The 17,530-nt window shown below is 65.1% G+C and carries 20 protein-coding genes and 1 pseudogene; 9 read left to right on the forward strand and 12 right to left on the reverse strand.

All coding sequences use genetic code 11. From position 1 onward, the window contains the following. Position 1: 1 nt before the first annotated feature. From AB0L60_RS39855 to AB0L60_RS39865, 3 genes are all read right to left on the reverse strand, one after another. The gene (locus AB0L60_RS39855) at positions 2-292 is read right to left on the reverse strand and encodes a DUF4342 domain-containing protein (protein WP_364625306.1); all 291 of its coding nucleotides are present in this window, start codon (positions 290-292) and stop codon (positions 2-4) included. Between the two features lie 453 nt (positions 293-745). After that, positions 746-1,657, reverse strand: a complete 912-nt coding sequence (locus AB0L60_RS39860) for an alpha/beta fold hydrolase (RefSeq protein WP_364625250.1) — start codon at positions 1,655-1,657, stop codon at positions 746-748. After that, complete coding sequence (locus AB0L60_RS39865) at positions 1,654-2,730, reverse strand: saccharopine dehydrogenase NADP-binding domain-containing protein (protein WP_364625252.1); 1,077 nt, start codon at positions 2,728-2,730, stop codon at positions 1,654-1,656. The genes AB0L60_RS39860 and AB0L60_RS39865 overlap by 4 nt, the downstream gene beginning before the upstream one ends. Positions 2,731-2,793: 63 nt before the next feature. Between AB0L60_RS39865 and AB0L60_RS39870 the strand changes: the two genes are divergently transcribed. Together AB0L60_RS39870 and AB0L60_RS39875 are read left to right on the forward strand one after the other, a co-directional pair. After that, a complete protein-coding gene (locus AB0L60_RS39870; protein ID WP_364625255.1) occupies positions 2,794-3,402 on the forward strand; it encodes a TetR/AcrR family transcriptional regulator in 609 nt (202 codons plus the stop codon). A gap of 543 nt (positions 3,403-3,945) precedes the next feature. Continuing rightward, positions 3,946-4,356 (forward strand): hypothetical protein, encoded by a 411-nt coding sequence (locus AB0L60_RS39875; RefSeq protein WP_364625258.1) that lies wholly within the window; start codon positions 3,946-3,948, stop codon positions 4,354-4,356. Between the two features lie 176 nt (positions 4,357-4,532). Here the strand turns inward: AB0L60_RS39875 and AB0L60_RS39880 are convergent, their stop codons facing one another. Further along, entirely contained in the window at positions 4,533-5,174 is a 642-nt protein-coding gene (locus tag AB0L60_RS39880) for a hypothetical protein (RefSeq protein ID WP_364625261.1), read from the reverse strand. Between the two features lie 335 nt (positions 5,175-5,509). Here AB0L60_RS39880 and AB0L60_RS39885 point away from each other — a divergent pair, with 335 nt between their 5' ends. Then, positions 5,510-6,100: an aminoglycoside phosphotransferase family protein gene (locus tag AB0L60_RS39885; protein WP_364625264.1), complete on the forward strand. Its 591-nt coding sequence runs from the start codon at positions 5,510-5,512 to the stop codon at positions 6,098-6,100. A 9-nt stretch (positions 6,101-6,109) separates the two neighbouring features. Continuing rightward, positions 6,110-6,349 (forward strand): hypothetical protein, encoded by a 240-nt coding sequence (locus AB0L60_RS39890; RefSeq protein WP_364625267.1) that lies wholly within the window; start codon positions 6,110-6,112, stop codon positions 6,347-6,349. 251 nt (positions 6,350-6,600) lie between these two features. Here AB0L60_RS39890 and AB0L60_RS39895 read toward each other — a convergent pair whose 3' ends face one another. Beyond that, the gene (locus AB0L60_RS39895) at positions 6,601-6,972 is read right to left on the reverse strand and encodes a hypothetical protein (RefSeq protein ID WP_364625269.1); all 372 of its coding nucleotides are present in this window, start codon (positions 6,970-6,972) and stop codon (positions 6,601-6,603) included. Between the two features lie 306 nt (positions 6,973-7,278). Then, positions 7,279-7,842, reverse strand: coding sequence for a nitroreductase family deazaflavin-dependent oxidoreductase (locus tag AB0L60_RS39900; RefSeq protein WP_364625272.1), 564 nt, complete (start codon positions 7,840-7,842; stop codon positions 7,279-7,281). Between AB0L60_RS39900 and AB0L60_RS39905 the strand changes: the two are divergent. Next, positions 7,780-7,938, forward strand: a pseudogene (locus tag AB0L60_RS39905) (IS5/IS1182 family transposase); the annotation flags it as partial. The gene AB0L60_RS39900 and the pseudogene AB0L60_RS39905 sit on opposite strands and share 63 nt — an antisense overlap. A gap of 448 nt (positions 7,939-8,386) precedes the next feature. On the opposite strand, the gene AB0L60_RS39910 reads toward AB0L60_RS39905, so the two are convergent. The 3 genes from AB0L60_RS39910 to AB0L60_RS39920 all read right to left on the reverse strand — a co-directional run bounded on the left by AB0L60_RS39910 (position 8,387) and on the right by AB0L60_RS39920 (position 10,789). After that, positions 8,387-9,187: a GNAT family N-acetyltransferase gene (locus tag AB0L60_RS39910; protein ID WP_364625275.1), complete on the reverse strand. Its 801-nt coding sequence runs from the start codon at positions 9,185-9,187 to the stop codon at positions 8,387-8,389. 222 nt (positions 9,188-9,409) lie between these two features. Beyond that, complete coding sequence (locus AB0L60_RS39915) at positions 9,410-9,805, reverse strand: hypothetical protein (protein ID WP_364625278.1); 396 nt, start codon at positions 9,803-9,805, stop codon at positions 9,410-9,412. Positions 9,806-10,135: 330 nt separating this feature from the next. Next, positions 10,136-10,789, reverse strand: a complete 654-nt coding sequence (locus AB0L60_RS39920; RefSeq protein WP_364625280.1) for a TetR family transcriptional regulator — start codon at positions 10,787-10,789, stop codon at positions 10,136-10,138. A gap of 119 nt (positions 10,790-10,908) precedes the next feature. Here AB0L60_RS39920 and AB0L60_RS39925 point away from each other — a divergent pair, with 119 nt between their 5' ends. The 4 genes from AB0L60_RS39925 to AB0L60_RS39940 all read left to right on the forward strand — a co-directional run bounded on the left by AB0L60_RS39925 (position 10,909) and on the right by AB0L60_RS39940 (position 14,834). Then, positions 10,909-11,871: an alpha/beta hydrolase gene (locus AB0L60_RS39925; protein WP_364625283.1), complete on the forward strand. Its 963-nt coding sequence runs from the start codon at positions 10,909-10,911 to the stop codon at positions 11,869-11,871. Positions 11,872-12,079: 208 nt separating this feature from the next. Next, a complete protein-coding gene (locus AB0L60_RS39930) occupies positions 12,080-12,712 on the forward strand; it encodes a hypothetical protein (protein ID WP_364625286.1) in 633 nt (210 codons plus the stop codon). A 261-nt stretch (positions 12,713-12,973) separates the two neighbouring features. Beyond that, positions 12,974-13,939 carry an FkbM family methyltransferase gene (locus AB0L60_RS39935; RefSeq protein ID WP_364625289.1) on the forward strand — a complete coding sequence of 322 codons (966 nt, stop codon included), beginning with the start codon at positions 12,974-12,976 and terminating at the stop codon, positions 13,937-13,939. A gap of 373 nt (positions 13,940-14,312) precedes the next feature. Next, a complete protein-coding gene (locus AB0L60_RS39940; protein WP_364625292.1) occupies positions 14,313-14,834 on the forward strand; it encodes a hypothetical protein in 522 nt (173 codons plus the stop codon). Positions 14,835-15,045: 211 nt separating this feature from the next. Here AB0L60_RS39940 and AB0L60_RS39945 read toward each other — a convergent pair whose 3' ends face one another. The 3 genes from AB0L60_RS39945 to AB0L60_RS39955 form a co-directional block, all read right to left on the reverse strand. Next, positions 15,046-16,548 (reverse strand): DUF6301 family protein, encoded by a 1,503-nt coding sequence (locus tag AB0L60_RS39945; RefSeq protein ID WP_364625294.1) that lies wholly within the window; start codon positions 16,546-16,548, stop codon positions 15,046-15,048. Between the two features lie 259 nt (positions 16,549-16,807). Next, positions 16,808-17,320 (reverse strand): DUF6301 family protein, encoded by a 513-nt coding sequence (locus AB0L60_RS39950; protein ID WP_364625296.1) that lies wholly within the window; start codon positions 17,318-17,320, stop codon positions 16,808-16,810. A gap of 23 nt (positions 17,321-17,343) precedes the next feature. Further along, positions 17,344-17,530: hypothetical protein (locus AB0L60_RS39955; RefSeq protein WP_364625298.1), on the reverse strand; the 187-nt coding region annotated here is incomplete at its 5' end.

The raw sequence follows: 17,530 nt of genomic DNA on the forward strand, positions 1-17,530 counted from the left end.
CCTATGCCGGCGCAGTGATGCCGGTCCCCGTCGAGTCGGGAGTCTCTCGTTCGACTTCGATCGAGTAGTCCGCGGCGAGCGCGGCGAGCGCTCCGATCGCGGCCACTGTGGGCGCGAGGAGGAAGCCGACCACACCGACCGTCACGGGTACCTCCATCACGGTCTTGCCGTCGGAGTCCTTGATGATGATCCGACGAACGTTGCCTTCATGGACCAATTCCTTGACCCTCTCCACAAGGTGGCCGCCCTTTACGTCGATCTTCTCTGTCGATGTCGTCGTTTGCTGCGCCATTTCGTTCACCGCCTCCGTGCGCTGTCCGGCAGACCGCGTCCTCTCCGTTCCCGCGGCTCAGCCTCGATATCCGGCTCATGACCGGACCCCCTTCTTTTCTTCACATCGTCGTCTTCGGGACCGCCTCGCGGCAGGGCCGAAGGTCCACCCCTCACCGGGCCGAACCGCCTGACTGCCGGCATCCGCTACGTCGCTGACGCCCACCAGTTCCTCATGGCAGCGCTGGGCCACCGCGAGCACCAGCGAATCCCGGTCAGGGAAGACGCGGTACCGCGGCCGTGACGTGGTCCGTGTTGCAGTGCAGCAGATCTCGAGTGACGGACACTCCATAATCGTGGGCTACGACTGCGGCCGATAATGACGCCCGCATCATCCTCGGCCGCCGTAAACCGGGATGGCCGAAACAGTCGCCACTGCGTTGGGCTGCAGCTGTTGAGGGGAGAATCGGCGTGGTTATCGGGTGTGGTGGGCGGCGTGTCTGGTGAGGAATTCCAGCTCTACGCGGAGCACGTCGGGGTGGTCGAGCCCGCCCGCGTAGACGTCGTAATGCCCGCCGCGGCTGCGGTAGAGCTCGCCGCGGGGCGCTCGTGCGGCGGCCTGGGTGGCGGGTCCGGTGGGGGCCATGGTGTCGGATTCGGCAACGACCATCAGCAGGGGGCATTGGATTCGGTGAGCAGTTCGGACGGGGCGATGGACAGCGATGTCGAGCAGTGATCGCGCGGTGATGCGGTTGGGCCAGGGCTCGCCGTCGGTTGGGGTGAGTCGATCTAGTCCAGTCAGTGAGTCGTTTGTCGCGATCACGCCGAGGCTGTCGGGGCCGACGCTGAGCGGCAGGTATTTCGGCGGGTTGCCGACTACGCCCGAGAGCGCGTCTGCCACTGCGGTAGCGGTCAGGCGCAGCGCCCGCAGTGGAGCCACATTCCCCATCCCGGCCAAGCCGTCGACGAGGGGGCATTGCGCGATGGCTCCGGCCAGTGCCGGATCGGTGGCGGCGATCTCGAGGACGTGCATGCCGGCGAAGGATGTTCCCCAGATGAACAGGCGGTCGTTGTCGAGCGAGTTGTGGCGACGTGCCCAGGCGAGTGCGGTGCGGTAGTCCTCTCGCTGGCGGCGGATCGAGAGGAGTTCGCGCGGTGTGCCGCCGGATCGGCCCCAATGGCGGTAGTCGAATACGAGGGCGGCAAAGCCGTTGTCGGCGAAGAACTCCGCGAACGGGGCCAAGCCGGCGGCTTTGACTCCGCCGATGCCGTGGGCCATCACCACCGTCGGGTGCGGCGCCGGTGACGATGGGAGGTAGAGCCAGCAGTCCAGTTCGGTGTCTGCACCTGCCGGGATACGCACGTGCTCTCGGGTGGTGTCGGTCATCGCAGGTCCTTCGTGGTCGAGTCGAGGGTGATCGTGGCGCCCGCCGATCGGGCGAGGTCGGCGCCGAACAATGCGCCGGGGGTGAACGCACCGGGGCGGGCATCGCCTTCGGCCAGCCGGGCCGCGACCATGGCCGCGACACGGCTGGTGAACGCATAACCCTCACCGGTCTGCAACCACGCCTGGCGTGTTTCCCCGCCCTCCCATTCTGCGGATGCGTATGCCCACGACACCTCACCGGGCGTGGCCGGTGGTGTCAGTTGCCAGCGGTCGATGAGTCGGATCACGGTGCGCCGCAATGCTTCTACCCTCAGTATCGCGCCCACGATCGGTAGCGCGGCCCGAGCCATGCGGCCGGTGGGGACCTCACTGGAGGTCGCGATCACGTCACCGGCGCCCGAGCCTCGGAGTGCGGCTTCCAGCTCGCCGGTGGGTACCGCCACCGTGGCACGCGTCGTGCCGTCGGGCAGCGGAATGCGTCGCAAGTGAGCGCCCAGCCGGGTCCGCACAAGGCGGCCGTCTCGGTAGATCAGCCCGCCGGTCGCCGCCGCATCCACCACGCTGGCCAGCACCGCCGGTCCCAGGCCATCCACGACGGGCATCGCCGCCACCCGGACGCGGATCGGGGACGGGCGCCCCGCGCACAGCTCGTACACCAGCGCCTCGTTGGCCAGGGTGCCGAATCCCGCACCGGTGACCAGTGTCGACCCCGCGGCCCGGGCCGCGGAATCCATCTCCAACAACGAACGCACAGGCTGGAATTCGTTGGCCAGATCCACATAGTGGCTGCCCGCGACCACACAAGCCTGCGCGGTCGGGACCGTCGTCGTACCGAACGGCCCGACCGTGTTGACGACGACGTCCGGTCTGCCCGCAGCGATTTCGGCGAGCGGATCATCGGTGACCAGCGTCCGTGGCGGTACCCCGCCCGAGGCCTCGATCGTCGCGGCGGCCTCGGCCAGCCGCTGAGCATTGCGGCCGACCAGCACGATCCGATGCCCACCGGCACGTAATCCGGCACTGATGTTTCGCCCGGCGCGGCCGGTCGCGCCGATGATCCAGATTTCACCCATGCACATACGCTACGTTGTGTAGCGTATGTCTGGCAAGAGATAATCCGATACAATCCGTAGCGTATGTCTGACAAGGGTAAATCCGCCGGGATGGGCCGCCCCCGCAATACGGCCCTGGACACCGCCATCGCCACCGCCGTCGAACAGCTGTTGCTGACAGACGGTTACAGCGCAGTCACCATCGACCGCGTCGCTACCGTCGCCGGTACCACACGCACCGCGCTGTACCGCCGCTTCCCAGGCCGCGTCGCCCTGATCGCCAGCGCCCTGGCCGGGCATTTCGGCACCGATCCCGCACCCGACACCGGCACCCTGCGCGGCGACCTGATCGAGCTGCAACGCCTACAGGTCGAGTTCTTCCGCACCCCGGTCGTCGCCGCCGGCATCGCCGGCCTGCTCGGCGACATCAGCGGCGACCCGCAATGGAGTGCGTTGTTCCACGAAGCCTTCATGGCGCCACGCCGCCGATCAACACAAGCAATGTTCCAACGCGCCGTCGACCGCGGCGAGATCCCACCGTTCACTCATCCCACCGTCATCTCCGACATCCTCACCGGCCCCCTGCTGCTGCACGCGATGCTCCCAGCCACCGGCCCCCTCGACGACACCCTCGTCGCCGCCACCGTCGACGCAGCCCTGCACCTCCTCAACGTCGGCATTCGCGACGCGTAACCCGCCACACCCCGGAGCGTTCGGTCCCCGGCAGCCCAATATTCGAGCCGACTCGCCGCTGCCTACGACTGTCGAGCAACTGAGCCGCGCGTGGCCTTGGTCCCAGGTCAGACTGCGCCGCAGAGCTGCGGGCAATACTCGCGGCAGATGAGTACGCATCCTCGCCAGTCCGGGAACCCGGTTGCCCAAGTTCAGATTCGGGAAACCGGGCAGTAGCTCGTCGGAGAAGGCGGCAGCCTCGCCGAGGCGATGTCGTGGACCGGCGGTGCGATCAGTCGCGGCCAAATGTCATGCGGCGGTGGATACAGGTAGGCACACGCGTCCCGAGGCGGTCACGCCTGGTCGTGTCGGCCATTCGGCCAATGTCACAAGGTTCCCACGAGAAGCATTGTCGCGGATGAGCCGACAGACGAGGAGTACCTCACGATCCGCAACCACCGAACTCGGGATCCCTGTCATCAACCAGCAGGAGTTCGAACAGAGAACGCGAAAGTCACTCCGCCGACCGCGAACTCAGTCAAGTCCGGAGAAGAATCCGCCCGCTTGGCGATGCCTTCAAAACCAGTCTCGGCCGCCTGCAGAGCCCTCGCCGATCAACCGCAGTTCGGCGACCTGGAGTTCAACGCGCACCAATTTTTTGGGCCCCAGCGTCTGATCGACTCGGCAGGCGAAGTCATCGATCCCGGCAACACACTGACCATCGGTCGGGCGCAGGAACAATCGATCGTTCTCGACCTCGATACCGAAGCTGTGTTCATCTTCGACTTTCTGTACTTCCGGCACGGCCTGGACAGCGGCTTCGTTCTCCGGTGCGGCAGCGTCGCGGAGTTCATCAGCACTGTGACACTGGGCCCTCGGTATTCGCATATCCACGGCCCTCACGAGACCTGGGGCGGGGCCTGGTGGTTGGCCGACCCCTGGTACCTCTACCTTCAAGAACTCGCCTTCGCTTGAGATCGGTCCGATGTACCCGCTCATCGGCAGTAGCGGACGTCCAGCGGCGCAACGGGTTTCGGCCGGCGCCGCGCTGTCCGGTTCGGTGAGCGCGGTCAGCGCCATGTCAGCCCGTTCGCCAGGTCGGGCACTTACCTCGATGCGGCCTCGTGCCATGCAAGGACACCGCGCCCCGTTCAGCGCTCGGCGAGGACCGCCGCATCCACATACCTTGGATCGCGGGCGATCGTCGCCAACCTCGACTCGCACTCGGCGCCAACCGATTCCTCCACCTCGGCCAACTGGGCGAGCAAATCGAAGTAGCTCGCCTCGGCCGCCCGTAGCTCCGCGACCGTCGCCGTGAGATCGAGGTCGGCGACGAAGCGCGCCCCATCGACACCCACCGACAGGGTCGCCAGCCAGGCGTCCGAATCGGCTGCGAACATCGACCCGCTGGTCTCGGCCCAGAACAACACCACGCTCGGCGTCCCCTCCGAGCTCGACGGCCCCGCCGCGGAGAGCATTACCAGCGCGGTATAGATGTTCGACTCACAGAACCCGAAGTGCATCAGATACGCCTCGAGCGCCCCCTCCCGATACCTCAGTACATAAGTCAGTCCGCCGGTGTCCTCTCCGAAACAATCGGCGAAATGCTCCCGTGGCGTCAGCCCCCGCTCGGCCTGCCGCCAATCCGGTGTCTTCCCGTCCCAGAACCACCCGTCATACATCGCACCGTGATTCTCGATGGCCTCTGGGCCCGGCGCCGGTGTCTCCAGCCACTGCTCGAATTCCGCCCGCCTCATAGGAATTCGAGCGGCAACAACGAACGTGTCCGACACAACCGGCTCCTCATCGTTCTCGAGCCATCCTAAGATCTCAGCGCCCGTACCTCGGCAACCTGATCATCGATCGCTAATCGGCATGAGCGCGCACTGCCGGCGGTCGTACGGCGCTCTGCCAGTTGATCTTCCGATGCCCGGCGGTCAGCGCGGTCAGCGGCAGAATAGTGCGTTCAGCCTGGCAGGTTCTCCGATGGACTCGGCTACCAGCTGCTCGTCCTGTCGTGGTCGCCCATTACCGTTGTCGCAGTACCGGACCAGCACTCGGGGTAACGGCACCTTCGTCCACCCCCACGGAGGGTGCCGCGAACCGATCCGCCGTAGAGGGGAAGCGCGTGGATGACCTGCTGGAGATCGCCGCGGCTCTCCTGCCTGGTGTCCGCCTCGATCGGGCCGTCCTCGCGGCCGACGGCAACATCCATGACGTGCTGCTGATCCCCGATGTCGCCGCCGTCCGGGTCAGCAAGCGACCGTTGGCTGCTGCCGCGATGCCACAGCGGGTGGAAGTGTTGCGCCGGTTGGCCCGCGCGGGCCTGCCGTTTCGGGTTCCGGAGCCGTTGACCTCTGTCGCCATGTTCGGCGACCGGGCCGCTGTTGCTGTCTCGTGGATCGACGGCGCAGCTCTGCCCGAAGGTGTCGGCTCCGTCGCCCAGATCGCCGAGGTGCTGTCGGCTGTCCGCTCCGTGCCTCTCGACAGTGATCTGTTGACCGTGCTCGACAGCCGAACTCAGGGCCGCCACTGGTCGGAGATCATCACCGCGGACATCGTTCCCCGCCTACCGGTCCGGTGGCAGCCCGAGGTCCTGCGTCGGCTCGACGCCGCCCTCGCCTTGGAACCGGTCCCCGATGCCTTGGTGCACGGCGACCTCTGTGGCCCCAACGTCCACTGGTCGACCGACGGCAGGTTGCTCGGCATCCTCGACTAGGACCTGGCCATGCCCGGCGACCCTGCCCTCGACGCGGCGATGATGGCCTGGCACGGGTGGGACACCGTCCGCCGTGCCGTTCCCACCGAAGTGTTTCACCGCGCCCGCATCTGGGACGACCTTCTCGGTGTCGGTCATCTCGTCGCGTGCATGAACGGCCGCCCCATGACCAACCCCGACAGCTTCGTCCAGGCCGTCGTGCCGTGGCTGGAGTCAGAAGCGAACCGCCACCCCGAACGCTTCGCGTAGCCGCACCGTACCTCGGTGCGGCTACCGCCCCGCACGCCTGCCCGGCTGACCATCCTCGAATACCGGACAGTTGAATACGGCTCTTCGCTGTCATCTGACGCCGTTACTGCCACTGCTGACTCGTTAATCGCACGAAAATCGGCATGAGCGCGCACTCTTGCTCGCTACATCCAGCTTTGAGCGGCCCGCGCTGGAAGCCTCTGAGGCGAGTGAGCCGTGCCCACATCGGATTGAGTCGTCGGCGGGGCGGTCTAGCGCGGCGAGTCGGAGATATCCAGGCCGGCCGCGCGCAGATGGTGGCGCAGTTCGCGGGCATTGAGGTCGGCCAGATAGCGGTTGTATGCGTCCATCGCGGGATCGGGGTCATCGGGGCCGTTCGAACGGAGTGGCAGCAGTTCGCTCGTGATTTCTCGAGTCACGTTGTCCTGGAACCGGTTCCGCACCGCAGTGGCGGAATCACGTTCCAGCTGCCGGAATCGGATCCGTCCCCACGCCAGAAGCCCAGCGAATAACGGCCACAACAGCAGGTATCCGATGTTGTTGTCGATCGAGTCCCCGGCCGGGCCTTGATTCCACGCATGCCACCCGAACGCCGCCATCGTCAGTGCGCCCAGCGCCACCACGGCCAGGACAGTTCCGCTCCGCTTGTCCAGCACGTCGACCATACTAGCCGTCTTCTACTACGGGACGTAATACGCGTGGTTCCGGCGTGCCCGCTGTGTGCGTCCTGCTGCGCGAAGATCCAAGCTCCCCGAACTGGCAGGTTTGGTTAGTGCGGTCGGCGCCGGGCCCGCGACCCACACCCAAGAATCGATCACTGGCGGACGCAACGTAATCGGTAGTAGCGGATGTTCCGCTGGCCTTGGATCGGCACGGCCAGTTGATCTTCCGATACCCGCGTTGGCCGGTTCGGTAAGCGCGGTATGCGGCTATGAGAGTGCATCCGAGTTGCTGGTAGCGATCTCGGATGCCCTGCCTGCTGCGCTGTCAGGCGGATTCGACCCGAAAGACTGCGATCCGATCCGCTGCGGCCGCAACTGACTCCGCGGTGGCTTCCGCCGCGAGACCGCTCCTGACGAACAGCTGTGCCACTCGCGCTGGACTGTTCGCGACTCACGAAGCAGCGGCCGGCGCTCCTCCACAGGCAATTCCACCAGGCGAACCGTAGCGGCACGTCGTCCCCGGCTCAGCGTCACGGTCTGGGCGTTGCGCGCGTTGGCCACCCAGGCCGCCTGCGGGTAGGCCTGAATAATGTAGCGCTGTCCGTCGATAGGCACGACGGCGATCGGCGCGGTGCGCGGCTGTCCGCTCTTGCGTCCCGGCGCGGTGAGCAGATGCATCGGCCCGAAGGCGATCCCCGCCCTCTGTAGTGCCTCGATGACTTTGGTTGGATCACGTTGGCCGACAAAGGATATCAAGGCGCAGACACGCTGCTGACCCCGTACAAGGGCAGGAACAAGCCGGAATCGCAGGAGGTCGCCAATCGTGCTCATGCGAAGCTGCGTGGCTGCGGCGAACGAGCGAACGCCCAGCTCAAAACATGGCGGGTACTGCGGAAACTCCGCTGCCGCCCCGACAAGGCCGGATGACTCGTCAAGCCGATCCACGTGCTACAGAACCGCGAACTTCAAGCCGCCCGACAAGGATGAAAAGGCTCAGTGTCTCGGAGCCCGATATGGCACCAAGGCGCTCCCAGTTCGTCCTTTCCATCGATCCATCCGTTCGCGGGGTCGTACGTGCCGTAGACGAAGAAGTAGCCGCGGCCTTCCTCTCCGACCTTGTCCGACCATTTGAGGTATCGGATGATAGCGACACCGACTGTCACGGAGGGCATTTCGGGTGACTCCGAGCAGCAATCCGATGTGATCACCGGTCGATCATCCAGTCGATTCGCCACCACGGCAACCCATGTACTTCGCGACCGATCCGAACAACGCGCCACGTGGCAGAATAGTGCGTTGGGCGCACCGAGATGATTTCGACCATCCGAAGAGGTATCTCATCAGTCCGAGGCGACCCCCCGAGAACTCGGCCAGCTCAAGGCTTGTCCGCAGTCACTTGCCGGTGCTCGTACCAGATTCCCGGGACGACCGATCCGTTCGGCAACGGCTGCGCTCGCCGATCTCTTTCCGTCGCACCGATCCTGTCGCAGATGCGCTGCACCGCGAGATTCGACTCGGTCGTTCCGATCTCGACGGTAGGGAAACCGGCGTCGTGGATCGCCTCGACCAGCGCGGCCACCACTTCGCTCGCATAACCGGCGCGGCGATGCTGTGGCCCGATCCACCAGCCGAGAGTTCGCGACGATTCGTCGCTGTCGCTCGGTTGTACGCTCGCGCCACCTACCAGAGCCCCGTCCGACCTCGCCTCGAACACGAGAAGCCCCGGAGTCGGGTGCCCCGCCCCGACGGCCTTCACCATTACCCGAGCATTGCGTTCGGTCCACCCGTTCCCGGCGAGCATCTCCGCATCGATCGTGGCGGCGAGCGCGACCGCGTCCTGCGGCACCGGCGGACGCACCAGCAGGCGTGCGGACTCGACCTCCCGCAGCACGCCATAACGCGCCCTGATTTCCTTGTCGACGAGCCCACTGACCCGCCACGCCCAGAGCCCACCCGCGACAAGCACGACCGCTACCGCGAGCACCACCCAGAACCCGATCACGAGTCCCTTTGCGGCGGAGTCCGATACGACCGTCCCGACCGTGAACGCGAGTCCGACAACCACCGCCGGTGCCCCGACCCTCACGATCCAACTCACCAGCCCACGAACGGCGACACGCCAGGGCGCTTGCTGAAGGGCCGCTCTGAAATACGTGATTCGCCACATGAGAAACATGCGCGAACCATATTCGATGCTCTCGACCGGACGCGGAACCCGGCCCAGAAGCCACGAAGGCTGTGGTTCGGCGACCTACACCGGTGGCGAGATCAACACATAATCGGCATGAGCGAGCACCACGACGGCCCCGAGATGACCCGGGGCCGTTGATCTTCAGCTAGGTCGCGCTGGCCGCTGCGGGCCGCGCAGGGATGCGGCACAATCGCGCGTCACAGATGGCTACGTGGTCAGCTCGATAAACGGTAAGACATCACGGAAGCGCTGGAGCACATCAGGTCTGGTCACCAGCGCCCGCTTCGCCTCGGCTCGGCTCAGCGGCGGGTCGAACACGTCCCTCCCTCGCTGAAAAGCGATGCCGTACAAGGCATTATCTTCCTGTTTCGGAATCCCGTTCGGAGCGAACTCGATGATCTCTGATACTCGGGCGGGTTCATCATCAACACTGACTAGATCGAACATGTACTGAGGGATGTTCTGCATCTCGTTGGTGATGACGACGTGTTCGCACCACCTGCGAAGCTCGGGCATGTCGATGGCTTGATCGAACAAGCAGCTCAGGACAAACCCGATGGTTCCGCTGTCTTCCTGCGTCAGCCCGGTAACCGTCTCGGCCACGACCACCCCATCCCTCGAACTCGGCCAGCCAACCCTACGAGTCCCCCACGACATCCTGGAATCGGCAGTTGCGGACGTTCTGCGACGCACCAGGTTCCGGCCGCCGGCGCCCCGCATCGGCCGGTTCGGTCAGCGCGGTATGCGGCATTACGGTGCGTTCGGTCGGCCTCGGATGGATACGGCCAGTTGATCTTTCGTCGTCCAGCGCTGGTCACTTCGGTCAGCGGTATGGGCGGAACCTCGTCGGCCGTGTGAGGGGAAGTCGGCTGCGGTGAATCCTTGGCGCCGGATTCGCAGTTTTGGGGCGGACGACTCCGACGCACCTCCGGGTCAGAGAATTGCGGCCTGGATCCGGGCGAGGTGGGCGGCGAGGATCTCTTCGAAGGCGGCTCGGCGGTCGGCCCCGAGGGGGCGGATCTCGCGGGCGAAGTGGGCTAGGGCGGGGAAGCGGTCTGGGTCGGCGCCCAGGACCGCGACGCGGAACTGTTCGATGCCCTGTTCGTACTCACCGGGGGTGAGGGTGTCGATGCCGGCCTCGGAGGCGATCAGCGCGGCGAGCAGGATCACGATCCGGTGGTAGTGGCGCGGAATCTCCTCATCGGGCAGGCCTGAGGCCCGCAAGGCCTGGAGCACCTCCTCCATGACCAGCCGGGAACCGGTGCCGCCGGAGCCGTAGCGTCCCCAGAGCGCGGCGAGTTGGGGGTGCCGGCCGAAGGCCTCTCGCAGGCGCAGGGCTGTGGCGGTGATGCGCTGCTTCCAGTCGCCCTCGGGGTGGTAGCCGTCCATCGCGGCCGCCAGGATCCGGTCGGCGACCGCGCGCAGCAGCTCGGTCTTGTTGCGGAAATGCCGGTAGAGGCTGGATGAGTCGGTCCCGAGCGCCGCGGCGAGCTTGCGCACGCTGAACGACTCGGCGTCGCTCGTGCGCAGCAGCTCCGCCGCCATGTCCAGGATGTCTTCGGTCGACCAACGCCTTCGGCCTGTCATCTCGCCCCTCTCGTCCAGGCTCAGGGTACCCGATGCACTTGCCGGTGCACGCGGTGCGTGCAACACTGTGTGCATCGACTGGCCGAGCGGCCTGACCAGGAGAAAGTAGAGAGACGGACATGAGCAAGACCACCGCTGTGCAGCGGCCACCCGCGCCGGATTTCTCGGCGATGACACCCGAGAAACTGATCGCCTACCGCGACGCCGAGAATCGCTGGCGGGCCTCCAGCGCTGCGTGGCCGCTCATCGGGGAGCCGGACTCCGGGGCCGTGATCGAGTGGCAGGAGTTGGCACTGCCGGGCCGCGGCCTTCCGGTCCGGGTGTACCGGCCGGCGTCGACGAGCGACGGCGGGGCCGACACCCGAACCGACCTGCCACTCGTGATCCACGTGCACGGCGGCGGTTACGTGGGCACAGCAGCGCAATGCGACTGGACCAACAGCCACCTCGCCGCCCACCTGCCCGCGCTCGTCGTCTCGGTCGAGCACCGCCTCGTCGGCCCGGACAGCACGCTCACGCACGCCGCCGACGACGGCTGGGACGTGCTCGAGCACGTGGTGCGGCACGCTGCGCAGTGGGGTGCCGACCCGGCTCGCATGGCTGTCTTCGGCGAGAGCTTCGGCGGGCTGATCAGCGCCCTGACTGCGATCCGAGCTCGGAACGCCGGCCTGCGGCTGGCCGCACAGGTGCTGGTCAACCCCGCGGTCGAGGTGACCGAGACGATGTACGACTATCCCTCCATTGCCGAGTACGCCGACAACCCGAGCCCTGCCGTGCCGGTACTGCGGCTCCTGCAGCGGTTCGCCGTCCCGTCGGGAACCGACGCCCGCGCATTCTCGCCGCTGTACGCGGACGACCTGAGCGGGCTCGCCCCCGCCCTGGTCGTGGTGCCGACCCGGGACGCACTCGCCGATCACGGCCGCCGCTATGCCGAGCGACTGCGGGCGGCCGGGACCTCCGTACGGCTCACCGAGTACCCGGGAGCGCGGCACGCGTTCCTCACCCTGCCGGGCATGGAACCGCAAGCCGAACTCGCCCAGGCGGAGATCCTCGAATTCCTCCGCGCGACCCTGGCAGTGTGACGGAGGAACGATGTACCGGAACACTTTTCCAACACGCTCAATTCGGCATGAGCGTGCGTTCGGTCGGCCGCGGGCTGGCTGATCGGAACAGCCTTGTAAGCGGCATGTGCGGATATCCACGGAGGAGAAGCAATGCGTCCCTGTCGTACTGGTATGGCACTATCCGCGATGGATCGACAACCTGTGAAACACGGATAGGCCGAACTGGATGACGCTTACACGCAATGAGGCATTGGCGCTACTGAGCGACTCGATCTCGGCGCGGCGGCGACGCGGCGCGAAACGGCTACGCGCGCTCGCGGACCCGACAACAGCGGCTCAGGTCCGCACCGCGCTCGAACGCGAACTAATGGACAAACGCACCTGGGAAACGCAGTACCAATTGATCATGGCGCTGGGAATGACCGGCAGCCGCGGAGATGTCGAACTGTTGAAAGAACTGGCGCTGCAACCCCGCTCGGCAACGATGGTCAACACTGCCCTCGGCTACGCCATCGTCCGCCTGGGGCGCGACGTCGACAACGACCCGGCTCCCACCCTGTGGTGCCTGCGACAAGACGTCGAACTCCTCGCTGACGGCGCGCTGCGCGCAGTCGCGATGCTGCGACTACACTTCCCCGACACCGCGGTAGACGCCGTCCTCGACTACGCCGAGGCCAATTTCCACGATCTCAACCACAAGTCCCTGGCGTACTGGCCCGCGGTCGCAGCAGCCGGTTGGACCGGGCCTCGCGTACGGGCGTTTCTGACCCGATGCTCGCAAGACAGCCGCCAGTACATCGCCGAAGCCGCAACAGACGCCCTCAACGGTCGCTATTCAAAAGGCGTGAGCGTGCTGTAACTGACATGGAGCCAAATGCACCGCAATGCCGGGCGGCGAGGACGGTAATCGGCATTACGGTGCGTTCGTCCGGACTCGGATGGCAACGGCCAGTTGACCTTCCGATGCCCGCGCTGGCCGGTTCGGTCAGCGGCTAGGGGATGAAGGGTTCGACGTCCATGCCATCGAATCGGCATCGAGAGATGTTTGGTCTCCGTCGGCATGAGGCCGCGCGGGGTGGTGGAGGTGTCGGCGTGAGCGAAACCGACTCGACCGCTTCCTGTGGGTGAGGATATCGTCCTGGCAGTGTCGCCTGTCTCGACCTTGCCCCTGTGGAAGCAAATCGTGTTGAGGCCCCCGCCGTGGCCGCTGCTACTCATCGCTGCCCGATGGTGGATCCGATACGGGCCTGGGATCGCGGTCAAGCGGTTGCTGTGTAAATGGCTCGATATCGGCCTTCAGCAGAGACCACGACTCCACAGAACAGTGCGCACCCGATACGGCCAGTGGTTCCTGGTTCCCACGACCAGCGACTTCATCGCCCGTACGATCTACACCCACGGCTGCTGGGAGCCTTGCATTTCCAGATTCGTCGCCTCCCGCCTCCAGCAAGGTGACGGCTTCGTCGACATCGGATCCGCCGAGGGGTGGTATGCCGTGCTGGCCGCACAATTCGTCGGCCCAACCGGATACGCCGTCGCAATCGAGCCCGCGGCACACGGACGATTGCGAGCGAATCTGGCGCTCAACGGCATCGACAACGTTCGCGTCGTCCCGGCCGCCATCACCCCCGAACCGACGACGGTGACCCTCTACACTCCGCACGCGAACGCTGGTGCCACTACTACGATCCGTCCCGACGCCTACCAGTCGACGCTCACTGCACCCGGCCTGCCACTGGCCCAGCTGCTACACCCCGGCGACCTGGAGAATGCTCGAATCATCAAGGTGGATGTCGAAGGTGCCGAGGGCACAGTCCTCACCCAGCTGGCCACCTCGATCCCTCGGCTGCGTGAGGACTGCGAGATCATCGTGGAAGTCACCCCGCACTGGCTGACCGCCCTCGGGCATGATGCGGAAATTATCCTGAAGCCGTTCATGGACAAAGGGTTTCGCGCGTATCGCCTTCGGAACTCGTACACGCCGCAGGATTTCCCGATCATGCTGCGGCAATCATTCGCGGCTACACCAGCCACCAAGCCCTTCCCCCGGCAAATCGATCTGTTACTCACGCGTGCCGAGATCTGATCTCAGCTGGTCGGTAGCGTCGTGACCGTCGTAAACCACATTCGGCAATAGCGCGCAATTCCGGCGGTCATACGGCGCTCTGCCCGTTGATCTTCCGATGCCACGCGCTGGCTGGCCGGTTCGGTCAGCGCGGTATGCGGATGAGCGGATGTGTGCCGTTCTGATCGCAGGGAGCAGGCCGAGATCTCTTGCACGCCTGTGGCGTACCGTTCGGGCATGACGGAGGTTCCGTTCCCGCGCCTGGCTGAGCGGGGTGGTGTGGAGCGACGTAGACCGTCCGGTTCGTATACCCTCCTCCAGGTCCACTTCGGAAGAGGGCGATCCGGCGTGGCTCGCACTCTTCTTCGCGTCGATGTTTGTATGGGGTAGAGAGATGGCGAGTAGCGACGTCGAGCTGGCAGCTCGTTGGTGGCAGTGGGCGATGGCGGTGCCGAACGCCAAGAATCCGGTAGTGGACAAGACCGGAGAGTTCGCCGCGATCGATCAGCCGACGGATGTCTGGTTCCTGGCAGGCACCTTCGGTGGGCGAGTCGAGCGGCGGTGCACGATTCCGCACGGCCGGTCGATCTTCTTCCCGGCTTTCAATATGTTCCAGAAGGTTCCGGACGGATTTTTCGCGCGTGGCGAGGTGCCGGTGGCGCCCGCGGCGTCCGGTCACGCCGCATTGAACGGTGTCCCACTGCCCGTGCGAGCAGTGACCAACGACAAGGCATTCCGGATCACCGCGGCAGCGGGCGGTCCCTTCGGTCACACCGGCCGGTTCAAGGCCAAAGCTTGGGGTCTGTGGGGCCGTCTCGATGATCTCGCGCCTGGCGACTACGTCCTCACCTTCGGTGGCGAATACGAGCCCGGCGGCTTCTGGGTCCAGAGCACCTATCAGTTGGAGATCCGCTAGCGCCGCGTCAGGACTCGGTTCATCTTTTCGATTAATGCCGGGTCGTTGCTGGACTTCCATGCCTTCGTGGACGACCACAACACCCGCCGGCCTTCAGGATTGCGCGCAGCGTCCGTGCGTTCGCGTGCCGGTCAGAACGCGCGGTACGCGGCAGAATAGTGCGTTCAGCGGAAGCTGGCAGCGCTATCCCGTATACCTGGGTCAGCGGCATCTAAGGCTTGGTTGAAGGCGCGTCAGGCTTGCCGTCCAACCCAGTTCGGAAGCTCGGAAGGTCCTGGTGTGCAGCGGAACTACGGTATTCGCACCAGAGTTTCTCTGGATTCTCCGCGCCGCTCGCGCGCAGCACCTCGTTGACTTTCATGGCGATATGGATGCCCGATTCGGGGCCGGGTGGGAACTCGGTCGCTTCGATGGTGTCGCCGGGACCGTGTACTTCCAGCCGGGAGCCGGTGTGAGTGAACTGGCCGCGGGTGATCCAGCCTTGCGGATCGTTGCGATAGCCGATCGTCCATTCGGCGGTACTCGCGTATGGGTGTAGGAGTGGTAGGTCGGCTGTCAGGGACTCGAACAATGGGTGCAGGTAGTCGTCCAGTTGCACCCATGAACGAGCCCTCGGCTCAGTTTGATCGAAACCAGGGTATTTCGACACCGTGGGTGACTCGTCCAGGGAATTCGGGAAGAGGTACCAGTAGTCGTCAGGCGCGTCTTCGAGCGGCCACTCGTCGTCCTCGCTGTTCTCCCACTCCCACTCGACCAACCCGTCGTGTGGGTAGGCATCGATGACCGACAGGTACAGACCCGCAGTATCCGAACCCGCGGAGAGGTCGCGCGACAACGTAATCCGCGAGCCATCGATCTCCCACATGGACTTCGCACCGGGACCGCCGACTCGTGGTGGTGCGCCGAGTAACCGCACACACTCGGACAGTGCCGTCGCGTATGCCGCGTCGAGCGCGTCTGGTGTCAGGAACTGACACAGCGTCAAACCATCGAACTCGCCGAAGCCCCAGCGGTCCGCATCCGCATGATCGGGCGTCGCGGAAGCGGAAAGATACAGCGACTCGAAGTCCGATTCGTAAGCGGCGGTGATGTTTTCGCGAAGAACACTGTCGGTTCTGATCGGCCAGGTCGTGGCGGTGACGGCACGAGTCATCGGGGTGCGGGACCAGTCGCCGAGTTCCGCGCGCACCAGCAACGGAATTGTCGCGATGAACCGTGATGAGTCGGTACAGCGTGCCGCTTGTGCCCGGCGGGAGCGAGCCCGCTCGATCTCGTCGGGGTCGGGCCGATCCAGCCGCACGAATACCGAGCTGCCGTCGAACTGCAGGCCCACACTCACCGTCGGGAGCGTCCAGACATCTCGCACCGTTCCTCGCGAATAGCCTGAGGGCTCGGCCCATCGGTCACGAAACACCTCATACAGCTGGCGGTAGGCGAGGCGAATCGCGGTGCGGTCCAGTCCTTCAGCGGTATCGGCGACTTTGAGGAGGACGCTTTTCAGCACGCGATCTTCGACTACGAAGGAAACGTCGGTGTTGGTGTCGCCGAGACCGGGGCGGCTACGCAGTGACCAGGCCCTCCGCTCGGGCACATTCCACCCGACCTGCGTGGCGAACCGCTTGGTATCCCCACGGGTCCATGTCCAGTCGAACTGCGCTGCGGTCACCGCGACCGCGAAGGCACCAAGCACATCGACCCGCTTGTTCACACTCACAGTAGGCAGGCTAACGGCCACCGCCCGAAAGCCCAGGACCGCACACGATATTCGGCAGTGGCGGACGCCCCGGACGCGCAGGTCGGCGCGGCCAGTTGATCTTCGCTGTACCGCGCTGGCCAGTTCGGTCAGCGCGGGTCGCGGCAAAAGAGGATGTTCGAACAGGTGCGCCCGGTTGGTCTGCTGCGACACCGGTTCTGGATGGGACCTGCGTAGACATGTTCACGGATCGCGACGGCTCTCCAACCGCGAGGCTTGGCTAGTCCGCATCCTCGTCGTCGAACTCGTGTCGCTCCATCCAATACCGTGGATTCACGATCTCCAACAGTAGATACGTCTTGTGAGCAACGAAGTTGATCACAACATTGCGGTCGACCCAACCAATCTCCGCCTCTGGCTTGGGCTCAAAATGGTTCGAGGGACCGAACTCTCGGGTCAACCGCTCTGCGAGTAGATCGAAACTGCTGGATAGCGCAGCGGTGAGCATCTCGTTGGGATGACGTGTCACATCGGTGATGTTGGCCGTCAACCGCTCGAGTGACTCGTCTCGCCCGGCGGTTCCTCTGATGTATCGACGATTGCTATAGGAACTGCCGCGATTCAAGTTGACCCTCAAGGTCGTCGACAGAGAAGCGCTGCCGTAGTCGCCCTGGTCAAGGACGGTCCAGCCAACATCCAGGGCGAAGCGCTCAATGTCATCTTGTGCCCAGGTCCATGTGAAGGCTCGGGCGTTCCTCGCAACGCGTACAGCACCCTCGATGTCGGCTTGCATGCTCGGAGGGTACTTCCCAGGCCTCAATGGTCGCCGAGGCCCATCGTCCGGGGATGTGCACCGAGTCGTCCGCTCTCGCGAGAGAACCATCGGCGAACTGCAATCCGAACTGTAATCGGCATGATGGTGCGTTTGGTGATCCTGTCGATGGATCCGAGATGGCCTTGATCCGTGAATCTTTCGAGGCGTTGTTCCTGGCTGAGTCGATCC

Origin of the sequence: Nocardia sp. NPDC051981 (assembly GCF_040680715.1) — a bacterium.
Classification (GTDB): Bacteria; Actinomycetota; Actinomycetes; order Mycobacteriales; family Mycobacteriaceae; genus Nocardia.

Bases quoted from the DNA above. Each gene is read 5' to 3' on its own strand.
- AB0L60_RS39855 (WP_364625306.1), bottom strand. From the start codon at position 292: ATGGCGCAGCAAACGACGACATCGACAGAGAAGATCGACGTAAAGGGC.
- AB0L60_RS39860 (WP_364625250.1), bottom strand. From the start codon at position 1,657: ATGACCGACACCACCCGAGAGCACGTGCGTATCCCGGCAGGTGCAGAC.
- AB0L60_RS39865 (WP_364625252.1), bottom strand. From the start codon at position 2,730: ATGGGTGAAATCTGGATCATCGGCGCGACCGGCCGCGCCGGGCGAAAC.
- AB0L60_RS39870 (WP_364625255.1), top strand. From the start codon at position 2,794: ATGTCTGACAAGGGTAAATCCGCCGGGATGGGCCGCCCCCGCAATACG.
- AB0L60_RS39890 (WP_364625267.1), top strand. From the start codon at position 6,110: ATGCCCGGCGACCCTGCCCTCGACGCGGCGATGATGGCCTGGCACGGG.
- AB0L60_RS39900 (WP_364625272.1), bottom strand. From the start codon at position 7,842: ATGAGCACGATTGGCGACCTCCTGCGATTCCGGCTTGTTCCTGCCCTT.
- AB0L60_RS39910 (WP_364625275.1), bottom strand. From the start codon at position 9,187: ATGTTTCTCATGTGGCGAATCACGTATTTCAGAGCGGCCCTTCAGCAA.
- AB0L60_RS39920 (WP_364625280.1), bottom strand. From the start codon at position 10,789: ATGACAGGCCGAAGGCGTTGGTCGACCGAAGACATCCTGGACATGGCG.
- AB0L60_RS39925 (WP_364625283.1), top strand. From the start codon at position 10,909: ATGAGCAAGACCACCGCTGTGCAGCGGCCACCCGCGCCGGATTTCTCG.
- AB0L60_RS39930 (WP_364625286.1), top strand. From the start codon at position 12,080: ATGACGCTTACACGCAATGAGGCATTGGCGCTACTGAGCGACTCGATC.
- AB0L60_RS39940 (WP_364625292.1), top strand. From the start codon at position 14,313: ATGGCGAGTAGCGACGTCGAGCTGGCAGCTCGTTGGTGGCAGTGGGCG.
- AB0L60_RS39950 (WP_364625296.1), bottom strand. From the start codon at position 17,320: ATGCAAGCCGACATCGAGGGTGCTGTACGCGTTGCGAGGAACGCCCGA.